Source organism: Niallia sp. Marseille-Q9988 (assembly GCF_976954375.1).
The window spans coordinates 71987-83173 of record NZ_CDRJSZ010000018.1 but is presented as its reverse complement, the minus strand read 5'-3'; the positions used below and the strand labels follow the sequence as shown (position 1 = coordinate 83173).

Below are 11187 nucleotides of genomic sequence, written 5' to 3'. Positions count from 1 at the left end.
AGGGTCTCGGACTTTCTCGCTGCTCCCATAGGAGTCAAGCGGACACCTCTCCAAACCAACTTATTATTCGCTTTCAAATAAATAAAACCTCATTTTATTTGGAGAACTAGACTTTTTCAGTGCCCTCGCGCTGCGGGGTCTCAGCCTTTCCTCTATTTCCCGCAGGAGTCGACCGTCCTCCGCTCCATTCCACTTCATTTTTAAACCTTTTTCTAAAATATAAATACGAACGATCATGTAAACTTACCGCATAATCGTTCGTATTTATTGTAGCTGAAATGTTTATGTCCCAGCCTCTTTTTCTATCTAACCGAGTAATTGATCGTATAGTGTTTTTGCATATATGCTATCATTTGTTTCATGTATCAGGGCTCTTCCGTCTCGGAAAAACACAACTCTGTTTCTTTCTAGCTGAACGGACAATAGAAATGGATTTTGTTTTACTGCATATCCTTTCTTTTGAAAACTTTCTGCAAGTTGTTGAAAAGGAATATCCTTAGGAATGACTGGACGAATTTGCACGGTTTCTCTTCCGCACAACACAGCTACCTTCGTTTGGTTTTCTTTTTCCAAAAAAGGATAGGTCCGATTATCTCCACATGTAGGACAATCTACTCTCTTTGCACGACTAACTTTTATGTTTTGGTAGTCATTTTTCCATAAATCGAATGTCAAAAAAGTTCCACGTAATGAGACAATGTCCCCAATCAACAGCTTTAGCGCTTCGGTTACCTGATGAGAAACCACCAGTTGAACAGCTGGAGCAATGATTCCTACCCTATCACAAGTCATCCCGGTCATAGGCATTGATTGTAATAGACAATGTAAACAAGGGGTCTCTCCTGGTATAATCGTGTAGCTCATTCCTGAACTTCCCACACATGCGCCATATATCCATGGAATACCATGCTTTACAGCTAAATCATTTAGGATCATTCTAATTTCCATATTATCTGTTGCATCTATTATTAAATCCACATTTTTAGCTAGATGTTCTAATAACTCGACTGTCGCTTCCCCAACAATTCCTTGAACATTGCATTCCCGATTAATTTCCTTTAATCTTCTTTCAGCAGCAATAGCTTTCGGCATTCGTTCCTTCGCATCTTCTTCTGTATATAATTGCTGGCGCTGTAGATTGCTTTTTTCCACATAATCTCTATCTATAATGGTAAGACTCCCAACCCCACTTCTGCATAGCATCTCTGCAAGAGACGAACCTAAGGCGCCTGCCCCTACTATGAAGACATGCTTCTCTCCTATTACTTTCTGTCCTTCTACTCCAATAGAGTTGAATAACATCTGCCGGGAATACCTACTTTGCTCCACTTCGCTCTTCTCCTTCCTTTACCCTCCACTAACAGGTGGTATAAATGCTACTCTATCGTTTTCCTTAACGATATCCTCATCCATTGCAAATTCTTCATTAATTGCAACCATTACTCCTTGAAGAGATAGAGTAGGATAAGTATGTTGTAAGTGTTCTTTAATTTCGGCTATCGTCTGTTGCTCCCCCTCTAATTTTAACGTTTCACTACCTATCGTTTCTTTCACTCCTGCAAAAAAAAGCAATGTTATCATCCAAAATCCTCCTCACTTGGCTTGCCATTTACATACATTTTGGTACCCTTTTGATTTCCAATCCATTCTTCACCAGTTTCCCAATGCTCTTTTTTCCAAATTGGAACAATCTCTTTTATCCTTTCTATTGCATATTGATTTGCTTCATAGGCATCCTTGCGATGAGGGGTTGAAACAGCAATAACTACTGCCACATCACTAATCTCAAGCTTCCCTACTCGATGTGATATCGCAATTTCAATATCGCCCCACTTTTCCTTGACCTCCTCGCCGATTAGTTCCATTTTTTTTATTGCCATTGGAATATATGCTTCATATGATAAATAGAGTGTTTTCTTTCCTGCGGTCATTTCTCTCACTGTACCAATAAAAGTAGTCACAGCACCTGCATTTCTTCTTATTACTTTATCCATAACATTTTGTATATTAATTGGATGATCTATTATTTCAAAACTCATATAGATTCCTTTCTTCCTGCATCCGTTTTACTCTTTTCTTATCGAACTATCATCAAGTATATATATAGATTACCATAAATGTAGACAGAATTCTCTCACTATTCTCTCCTCTTACACAATTTTCGTGAATGGTATGCAAAAAGGTTCTGTAAACCAAACTAAGAAAGAAGACGGAAAAGTTGTAACCTTCATTAAAATGGTCTACAATTATTCAATCAAACAAAATTACTTTTCACTTAAAAATGGCAATTACATAGGAGGCATAACAAATGAAGAAAGTATTAACTTTAGCAGGATCTGACACAAGCGGTGGTGCAGGTATTCAAGCAGATTTAAAAACATTTCAAGAACTCGGTGTTTATGGGATGACTGCCTTAACAACGATTGTTACAATGGATCCAAAGAACCATTGGCATCATAATGTTTTTCCTCAAGATATCAATACAGTTAAATCGCAATTAGAGACCGTGTTATCTGTTGGAATTGATGCCATGAAAACAGGAATGCTTGGATCTGTTGAAATCATCGAAGCTGCTGCAAAGCTAATTGATGAGAATGATATTAAAAACGTTGTCATCGACCCAGTTATGATTTGTAAAGGGGAAGATGAAGTACTTCATCCAGAAACGGCAGATGCCCTTCGTGAACTGCTTGTACCAAGAGCAACTATCGTAACACCTAACCTTTTTGAAGCATGGCAGCTTGCTCAAACAGATAAACCAATTAAAACAGTGGAAGATTTAAAAGAGGCTGCTGTAAAAATCCATGCACTTGGACCAAAATATGTTCTAATTAAAGGTGGAAGCAAATTAGGACATGAAAAAGCGATTGACCTTCTATATGATGGAAAAGAATTTACGATTTTTGAAAGCGAACTAATTGATACTACGTATACACATGGAGCAGGTTGCACAAACTCTGCGGCTATTACGGCTGAACTAGCAAAAGGAGCTTCAGTAGGAGAAGCTGTTCAGACAGCAAAAGACTTTATTACTGCAGCTATCCGCAATGGTTTTAAATTAAATGAGTATGTGGGACCAACTATGCACGGAGCATATCGTAATGAAAAAGAAAAACTTAGCGTGAAGTAAGAGCCTCTAAAACAATGAATGTATGGCATATCTCCTTTTTAATAGATAAATAATTGCTAGTAAAAACGAGAGAATGCCTAACCACTTTTTGTCCAATCCATAAACTAGTAAAAAGGAGGGATGTTTTTTGGAATTTGTACAAATCGAAAAAGTACAAAAAGTAATCGATCGTTTAAGCGAAAAAGAAATATATATTCACTTAGAAACGACAAATGGTGCCTATGCAAATCATAATGATGAAACCTTCTTTAACTCTGGTGCTTATATCCGTAATGCAAAGCTATCCTATGAATACGGCAAGATTACAGGTAACGGCCCTTATCGAATTGGCTTAAAAACCGCTATTGGCTGGGTTTATGCTGAAGGTATTACCCATTATGAAGTAGATGATAAAAATAGATTGTTATTAGCAGGCTTAGATTTTACGGGGAAATTAGCAGTAGCACTAGAAATAAGTGAAACACCCTTTGAATAATCAATAGAACGAGTGTGTAGTTTTTACCATTCTACGAAAGGAGGATTATATAATGGAGACAGAAAGACAAGTATTAGTTATTTTCCCCCATCCAGATGATGAGGCATTTGGTGTATCCGGAACGATTTCTAAATTTATACACGAAGGTGTTCCAGTTACTTATGCTTGCTTAACACTAGGGCAAATGGGAAGAAATTTAGGAAATCCGCCATTTGCCACAAGAGAATCCTTGCCAGAAATTCGCAAAAATGAATTACAGGAAGCTGCCCGATCAATGGGCTTAGAGGACCTTCGTATGCTAGGGTATCGAGATAAAACGATCGAATTCTTAAAGGAGGAAGTTCTAGTCAATGAATTTACCGCGTTACTAGATGAATTAGATCCTTCTTTAGTAATCACCTTCTATCCAGGATATTCTGTTCACCCTGATCATGATGCTACAGGAGCAGCTGTTGTAAAAGCAATTGAAAAAAGAGAAGCATCTAAACGACCAACACTTTATTGTGTAGCCTTTTCCAAAAACTGTGAAGAAGACCTAGGACAACCGGATATTGAAATCGATGTTCAAAATTTTGCAGAGCAGAAGGTCGCAACCATTGCTGCCCATCTTTCCCAAACACAACAATATGCAGCCACTCTTCAAGAAGGGCTAAATAATCAAGAAGCTGATGTTTTAACTCGATTATATACCGAGAGATATTGGACCTATAAATTTTAATATGAAAAAAGCAAGCACGGAAAATTATTCTGTGCTTGCTTTTTTACTATATTTCATTGTTATGCCTTTAGCCAAGCATTAGCAAGCATTAGAGCTCCTTTCGCTGCTTCTGTATGAGCTAATGCATGGAGCATCACAAAGTCATGAATGATTCCACCAAAGCGAGCAGCTGTTACATCTACTCCTGCCTCACGAAGCTTATTGGCATAGGCTTCCCCTTCATCTCTTAATACATCTGCTTCTGCTGTAATGATTAAAGCCTTTGGCAGACCACTTAATTGCTCTTTTGTTGCTCGTAAAGGGGATGCTGTAATTTCCGCTCTTTCTTCTTCGTTTGTAGTGTATTGGTCCCAAAACCATTGCATTCCATCTTTTCTTAAAAAGAAACCTTCTGCAAACTGTTGATAGGATTCTGTTTCAAAAGATGCATCTGTTACAGGATAAAATAACAATTGCTTTTTTATAACGGGACCTTTACGTTCTTTTGCCATTAACGTGATTGCCGCAGACATATTCCCTCCGACACTATCACCTGCGACAAAAATATTATTTGTATCAAAGTAATAGTCTGCTCCTTTTTCTGCAATCCATTCCAATACTGTAAATACTTCTTCTATTGCAATCGGATATCTCGCTTCAGGAGATAGGCTGTAATTTGTAAATACAACCGCTGCATTTGACCCAACCGCTAGTTCACGAATTAAACGATCATGTGTATGGGCATTTCCAAATACCCATCCTGCACCATGTGTATATAAAATAACTGGTAGTTTAACTGCAGATGTATGCTCTGGACGGACAATTTTAATGGAAACTTGATTCGTTGGTCCACCCTCAATAAACAATTCCTTTACTTCCACAGGTAATTTTTCTATCTCTCCAGATTGTACTTCATCTACTGCGACTCTTCCTTGTTCTGGCTCCAAATCGAATAAATATGGAGGGTTAGCCGTATCTTCTGTAAACTTTTTAGCCGCTGGTTCTAATATAATTTGATGTTTGTTTTTCATGATTATCTGCTCCTTATAATTTTCTAAAATTAAATTGTGCACAACTAAAATAATTAAAATTTTTTACTCCTATTCGCTATATGATTTCTTCTCATTAGCATAGAGAGTAACATTTTTATAACTTATGGTTAAAAATTATAAAATTAAATTGTACACAACTTAATTTTATAATACCCATTTCCCTTCTTTAAGTCAACCTATTTTAAAAAAAAAGCTGAATAAAAAGTCTTTTCTAAAAACCTTTTGCCTCAGCTCTTCACACTATTACAAACTTTCTACTACCCCTTCTAACACTTCTTTTGCATTTTGGACATGATCACTATCTTCTGATTTCACCATTTTCACAAGAAAGCTTCTCATTAGTCGCATTTTGAGCCCTTTAACATGAACGGTTCCTGCAAACTCTACTTGAGTACCTTCAGGAATCTCTGAAAAACGATATGCATAGTCAATAGTTAATCCATTCGAGCTACTACGTCGTGTAAACCTTACATTTTTTTCATAAGATAAATATTCTATTTCTGCATACACCTTATTACCCCGCACATTTCTAACTTCTGTATATTTTGTACCGACGCCTATCGGCTCATCTGTTTTTTTCTCTGTTGATTCCACTTTATTCATATATTCTGGAGCATTTGCCATATCTGCAAAATAGGCAAACACTTCTTCAATGGGCTCACAAATAATTACACTCGCATTAAAATCAGCCATTTTTCCACCTCAATAGGATCTCTCTTTTTTAATTTAATTATTTCTATTATAGCGAATACCATATGGAATTGAATAATTGATTTCAAAAGTTCCATGGAATGTAAGCAGATATTTATTGAAAATGAGTGATTACTCACTTTACAAACTGTTTCTTCTATCGTAATATGTGAAGTGAGTAATCACTCACAAACTTAGAAAGGTGGTCTTTATATGATTGTACCATCCATTGTTTCTGTTAAAAATCTTTCCAAATCATTTGAAAAAAAACGAATTTTAAATGCTATCGACTTACAAGTTTATCCTGGCGAAATTTTAGGATTGCTCGGTCCTTCCGGAGCTGGAAAAACAACACTTATAAAAGAGATTATTGGTTTAGATTTACCTGATAATGGTTCCATTCATGTATTGGATGAAAAAATGCCAAATCTGAACATAATGTCAAAAATCGGATATATGGCACAAGCTGACGCTTTATACCAAGATTTAACCGCTAGAGAAAATCTTGATTTCTTTGCTAGATTATATGGATTAAAAGGAATAGAGAAGAAAAATAGAATCGAAAGTACTGCCATTTTAGTAGAGTTGTCTGAACATCTTTCCAAGCCTGTATCCCAGTATTCAGGGGGAATGAAAAGAAGGTTATCTATTTGTATTGCACTGTTAAACAATCCAAAGCTTCTTATTTTAGATGAGCCTACAGTAGGGATTGATCCAATTCTCCGAAAAGCTATCTGGCAAACCTTCAACAAGCTTAAAGAGAATGGGACGTCGATTATTGTAACTACACATGTTATGGGTGAAGCAGAAAAATGCGATCGACTAGGAATGATAAGAAATGGTCAACTTATTGCTATCGATACTCCAAGCAACTTGATGAGTAACTGTAATGCACAGACGATGGAAGAAGCATTTTTATATTATGGAGGTTTAGCAAATGAGAATTAATGCACTGGTATTGCGCATTTTGAAACAGTTCTACCGTGACAAACGAACCCTTGCATTGATGATTTTAGCTCCTATTCTCATATTAACTTTAGTAAATCTAGTATTTAATGGGGATGACTATGAAACAAAAATAGGGTTAATTAATGTGCCAGAGCCCATAAGTACAGCCTTTGAAAAAGAAGATTTACGAACCTCCATCTATAAATCGGAAGCAACAGCAATAGCCTCGTTAAAGGCTGGGGACATCGATGCTTATTTCGCTGTAGAAAATGGAAAGACCAAATTAATGGTAGAAGGAAGCGATCCCTCCATTAGCAAAGCAACGACAGCAAAGATACAGGGAGCCATGCAAAGTCTATCTCCTAATGAAGCAGCAATTGATGTAGACGCACTTTACGGCTCTATTGATATGAAACAATTTGATGCATTCGGTCCTATTTTACTTGGATTTTTTGCATTCTTCTTTGTTTTTCTAGTAGCCGGTGTATCCTTTTTAAGAGAAAGAACAACGGGTACATTAGAACGATTGCTTTCGAGCCCTATTAGAAGATGGGAGCTTGTTCTCTCCTATATCATTGGCTTTGGTTTATTCACAATGGTGCAATCAGGAATCATCGTCCTTTATTCGGTTTATGTACTTCATATGTCAAACGCTGGTTCCATTTTATATGTATTATTAATTACATTACTATTGGCATTAGTAGCACTTACATTAGGAATTCTCCTATCGTCCTTTGCCAATAATGAATTACAAATGATTCAATTTATTCCTATTGTCGTTGTACCACAAGTATTCTTTTCTGGATTATTTAACTTAGATACGATATCTTCTGCTATTAGTTGGATTTCTTACTTAACTCCTCTATATTATGCAGCAGATGCCCTGCGAGAAGTAATGATTCGTGGCAACGGGTTTATGGAAATAGTAGGATATCTCGTTATATTGCTTGGCTATTCCATTGTCTTGATGATTATTAATATCTTTGCTTTGAAAAAATATCGCAGTATCTAAGTTATTACATTTTCCCTTCACTATCTTATATAATTAGAGTAGATTGTATGGATAAAGGAGTTTCCTATGAATAATAGCGAGAATATATTAGAGATTATTTTGAAAGAAGAACAATCGATAACAGATAAGCAGAAAAAAATATTGATAGCTGCCATTGATGCGTTTTCTGAGAAAGGTTATGCAGCCACCTCTACTAGTGAAATTGCAAAAATGGCAGGTGTGGCAGAAGGGACGATTTTCCGTCACTACAAAACGAAAAAAGATTTACTGCTAACGCTTCTCTCTCCACTATTAAGCACGTTGATTGCACCAAGAGTGATTAAAGATTTTGACAAAGTGTTAAATGTTTCTCATCATAACTTTGAAGATTTTCTACGCGCAATTGTAAAAAATAGAATGGAATTTCTGCAAAAAAATAATACATTATTTAAAATTTTAATACAAGAAATCCCCTTTCATGATGATCTCCGTGAAACATTTAAAAATCAGATTGCCGTGAAAATCTTTGGTCGTTTTCAAGAAATCATGGAGTCCTATAAAGAAAAGGGAGAGATTATTTCTATTCCTTCTTTTAGCTCTGTTCGTCTAACAGTTACTTCGATTATTGGTTACTTTATCGCTCGCCATATCCTCCTTCCCGATATACAGTGGGATGACGAAGAGGAAATCGAACGAACCATTCAGTTTATTCTTTTTGGATTAAAACCTCGTGAATAGGCCATTCTTATAAAAAAAACGGTGGATGAACTCATTAATACTAAGTTCATCCACCATTTTTTAGTGCGAGCAAAAAATTTGCTGCCTCTTATACCTCTAATGCTTTTCTAATCGCTTGAGCTACGCCACTTTCTTCATTTGTTCCTGTCACAAAATGGCATTGACGTTGAATATCTTCCACTGCATTACCCATTGCTACTGCTCTGCCTGCTTTTTGAAACATGGAAACATCATTATAATTATCCCCAATTGCCATCGTGTTTGAAAGAGAAATATTACGAGCGTTCACAAACTCCTCTAGGGCCACTCCTTTTTGTGCATGAACAGAAGTAATTTCTAAGTTCTCCTTACCAGAAGCACTTATTGCTACCCCTACAAGCTTAGTCAACTCTTCTCTAACATTGCCTAAAACGATTGGATCAAAATGGAAGGCTAATAATTTATAAATAATTTGGTCATCATCTTCAAATAATTCTTCATAGCTATCTAATTGGTGAATAACCGCTAATCGTTCTTCAGCCGCTCTTTTTATCTCTTCCATATCCTTAACATGGCCACTCACAGTAAAGATATCCATAATAAGGGATCTGGCTACTGTTTTATCTACTGTATACGTCCCTCTATTGGTGTAAACCTCATAATATACTTGATGTTTATGTAAAAGTTCCGCAATTTGTCTCGCTAGACCTTTACTTAATGGGTTCGTATCAACGATGACATGCTCATTTGTTCTTATTTCTGCCCCATTTGCACAAATCATCGGTGTGATAATTCCAGCATCCTTTAAAAGATCTCCAGCTTCTTCATACGCACGGCCAGTAGCAATTACTACTTCTACACCCTTAGCTTGTGCATCTTTAATTGCTTCTCGATTTTCTTCTGTAATTTCTTGCGTGGATGTTAATAACGTACCATCCATATCAATCGCTATGCATCTAATCATCTAAACACCCTCAAATCTTTTATTCATCTTAATTATTTTCGAATTCTCATACTCCTGTATCATCATATCATGAAAGAACAAGCAACAAAAGGAAGAGAACTTTAAGAGTCGCTTGTCTTTTTGTAAATTATTTTGCGGATTCTGCGGCTTTTCTTGCAACTTTCGCATTTTTACTTGCGACTTTCTCAACTTACTTGCAACTTCTGCAACTTTTCTTGCGACTTCCGCATCTTTACTTGCAACTTTCTCAACTTACTTGCGACTTTAGCTGCTTTTCTTGCAGCTTCTGCATTTTTACTTGCAACTTTCGCATTTTTACTTGCGACTTTCTCAACTTACTTGCGACTTCTGCAGCTTTTCTTGCGACTTCCGCATCTTTACTTGCGACTTCCGCATCTTTACTTGCGACTTCCGCATCTTTACTTGCAACTTCCACATCTTTTCTTGCAACTTCCACATCTTTCCTTGCCACTTCCGCATTTTTACTTGCGACTCCCTCAACTTACTTGCTACTTCTGCAACTTTACTTGCAACTTCTACAACTTTTCTTGCTACTTCTACAACTTTACTTGCAACTTTCTCAACTTACTTGCAACTTCTACAACTTTTCTTGCGACTTCTACAACTTTACTTGCTACTTCTGCAACTTTACTTGCAACTTCTACAACTTTTCTTGCAACTTCTGCAACTTACTTGCGACTTCTACAACTTACTTGCTACTTCTGCAACTTTTCTTGCTACTTCTGCAACTTTTCTTGCAACTTCTACAACTTTTCTTGCAACTTTCTCAACTTACTTGCGACTTCCACATCTTTTCTTGCGACTTCCACATCTTTACTTGCCACTTCCACATCTTTACTTGCGACTTCCACATCTTTACTTGCCACTTCCACATCTTTACTTGCGACTTCCGCATCTTTACTTGCGACTTCCGCATCTTTACTTGCGACTTCCGCATCTTTACTTGCAACTTCCACATCTTTTCTTGCAACTTCCACATCTTTCCTTGCCACTTCCACATCTTTCCTTGCCATTTCCACATCTTTCCTTGCAACTTCACAACTTACTCGCAAACTCCCACCACTTTTCTCGCCACCGCTACTCTTTCACCATTCTCCTTATTTACCAACCAACTAGCCTCTCTGTTTTCCTTCCCTCCTTACCATTCCTACTAAACCCACTCTCGTTTTTGTCATTTCTGTGAACGAATATGTGAACATTTTTCAAACAATGAGTGAAGTTTACCGCAAACAATCAAAATTTCATTATGATATATCTATCATTCACCTAAAGGGGACGATCGGAAAAAGAAACCTGTTAAAACCTTTCACAACAATGTTTATCGACGTTTTTCATCATCTAATTACATAGGATGATCTTCAAGAAAATAACAATTTTATCTGTTATTCAAGCTTCCTATTTAGCATGCAGCTTATTCCTATTCATCTTATGCAATGATTTTTATCGCTTTTGCGCACAATAAGATTCACAATTTTATTCAAAAAACCAAAAAAAGGAGGAGA

14 protein-coding genes are annotated in these 11187 nt (G+C 36.7%); 6 read left to right on the top strand and 8 right to left on the bottom strand.

Translation table 11 applies throughout. The features are described 5' to 3' along the window. Nucleotides 1-306 precede the first annotated feature (306 nt). Genes ACWNMZ_RS23375 through ACWNMZ_RS23365 form a run of 3 tightly spaced genes read right to left on the bottom strand, consistent with a single transcriptional unit; the run spans nucleotide 307 to nucleotide 2039 of the window. A complete protein-coding gene (locus tag ACWNMZ_RS23375) occupies nucleotides 307-1329 on the bottom strand; it encodes a MoeB/ThiF family adenylyltransferase (protein WP_109769433.1) in 1023 nt (340 codons plus the stop codon). 18 nt (nucleotides 1330-1347) lie between these two features. Next, entirely contained in the window at nucleotides 1348-1581 is a 234-nt protein-coding gene (gene moaD / locus ACWNMZ_RS23370; protein ID WP_031540224.1) for a molybdopterin converting factor subunit 1, read from the bottom strand. Continuing rightward, entirely contained in the window at nucleotides 1578-2039 is a 462-nt protein-coding gene (locus tag ACWNMZ_RS23365) for a molybdenum cofactor biosynthesis protein MoaE (RefSeq protein WP_031540223.1), read from the bottom strand. The genes moaD and ACWNMZ_RS23365 overlap by 4 nt, the downstream gene beginning before the upstream one ends. Before the next feature lie 269 nt (nucleotides 2040-2308). Between ACWNMZ_RS23365 and pdxK the strand changes: the two genes are divergently transcribed. The 3 genes from pdxK to bshB2 all read left to right on the top strand — a co-directional run bounded on the left by pdxK (nucleotide 2309) and on the right by bshB2 (nucleotide 4323). Further along, nucleotides 2309-3130 carry a pyridoxine/pyridoxal/pyridoxamine kinase gene (gene pdxK / locus ACWNMZ_RS23360; protein ID WP_031540222.1) on the top strand — a complete coding sequence of 274 codons (822 nt, stop codon included), beginning with the start codon at nucleotides 2309-2311 and terminating at the stop codon, nucleotides 3128-3130. 127 nt (nucleotides 3131-3257) lie between these two features. Next, complete coding sequence (locus ACWNMZ_RS23355) at nucleotides 3258-3605, top strand: YojF family protein (protein WP_031540221.1); 348 nt, start codon at nucleotides 3258-3260, stop codon at nucleotides 3603-3605. Nucleotides 3606-3657: 52 nt separating this feature from the next. Next, nucleotides 3658-4323: a bacillithiol biosynthesis deacetylase BshB2 gene (gene bshB2 / locus ACWNMZ_RS23350; protein ID WP_031540220.1), complete on the top strand. Its 666-nt coding sequence runs from the start codon at nucleotides 3658-3660 to the stop codon at nucleotides 4321-4323. A gap of 59 nt (nucleotides 4324-4382) precedes the next feature. Here the strand turns inward: bshB2 and ACWNMZ_RS23345 are convergent, their stop codons facing one another. Together ACWNMZ_RS23345 and ACWNMZ_RS23340 are read right to left on the bottom strand one after the other, a co-directional pair. Further along, the gene (locus tag ACWNMZ_RS23345) at nucleotides 4383-5333 is read right to left on the bottom strand and encodes an alpha/beta hydrolase (protein WP_449598932.1); all 951 of its coding nucleotides are present in this window, start codon (nucleotides 5331-5333) and stop codon (nucleotides 4383-4385) included. 264 nt (nucleotides 5334-5597) lie between these two features. Beyond that, nucleotides 5598-6047: an SRPBCC family protein gene (locus ACWNMZ_RS23340; protein WP_031540212.1), complete on the bottom strand. Its 450-nt coding sequence runs from the start codon at nucleotides 6045-6047 to the stop codon at nucleotides 5598-5600. A 210-nt stretch (nucleotides 6048-6257) separates the two neighbouring features. Between ACWNMZ_RS23340 and ACWNMZ_RS23335 the strand changes: the two genes are divergently transcribed. From ACWNMZ_RS23335 to ACWNMZ_RS23325, 3 genes are all read left to right on the top strand, one after another. Continuing rightward, nucleotides 6258-6992: an ABC transporter ATP-binding protein gene (locus ACWNMZ_RS23335; protein ID WP_235252521.1), complete on the top strand. Its 735-nt coding sequence runs from the start codon at nucleotides 6258-6260 to the stop codon at nucleotides 6990-6992. After that, nucleotides 6982-8004, top strand: a complete 1023-nt coding sequence (locus tag ACWNMZ_RS23330; RefSeq protein WP_235252519.1) for an ABC transporter permease — start codon at nucleotides 6982-6984, stop codon at nucleotides 8002-8004. The genes ACWNMZ_RS23335 and ACWNMZ_RS23330 overlap by 11 nt, the downstream gene beginning before the upstream one ends. A gap of 66 nt (nucleotides 8005-8070) precedes the next feature. Beyond that, nucleotides 8071-8721: a TetR/AcrR family transcriptional regulator gene (locus ACWNMZ_RS23325; protein WP_048717713.1), complete on the top strand. Its 651-nt coding sequence runs from the start codon at nucleotides 8071-8073 to the stop codon at nucleotides 8719-8721. Nucleotides 8722-8809: 88 nt separating this feature from the next. Here the strand turns inward: ACWNMZ_RS23325 and ACWNMZ_RS23320 are convergent, their stop codons facing one another. The 3 genes from ACWNMZ_RS23320 to ACWNMZ_RS23310 form a co-directional block, all read right to left on the bottom strand. Further along, nucleotides 8810-9664 (bottom strand): Cof-type HAD-IIB family hydrolase, encoded by an 855-nt coding sequence (locus ACWNMZ_RS23320; RefSeq protein ID WP_235252517.1) that lies wholly within the window; start codon nucleotides 9662-9664, stop codon nucleotides 8810-8812. A gap of 247 nt (nucleotides 9665-9911) precedes the next feature. Further along, complete coding sequence (locus tag ACWNMZ_RS23315) at nucleotides 9912-10136, bottom strand: hypothetical protein (protein WP_449598931.1); 225 nt, start codon at nucleotides 10134-10136, stop codon at nucleotides 9912-9914. A gap of 292 nt (nucleotides 10137-10428) precedes the next feature. Then, on the bottom strand, nucleotides 10429-10737 hold the full coding sequence (locus ACWNMZ_RS23310; protein WP_235251730.1) for a hypothetical protein: 309 nt from the start codon (nucleotides 10735-10737) through the stop codon (nucleotides 10429-10431). Nucleotides 10738-11187: the final 450 nt, after the last annotated feature.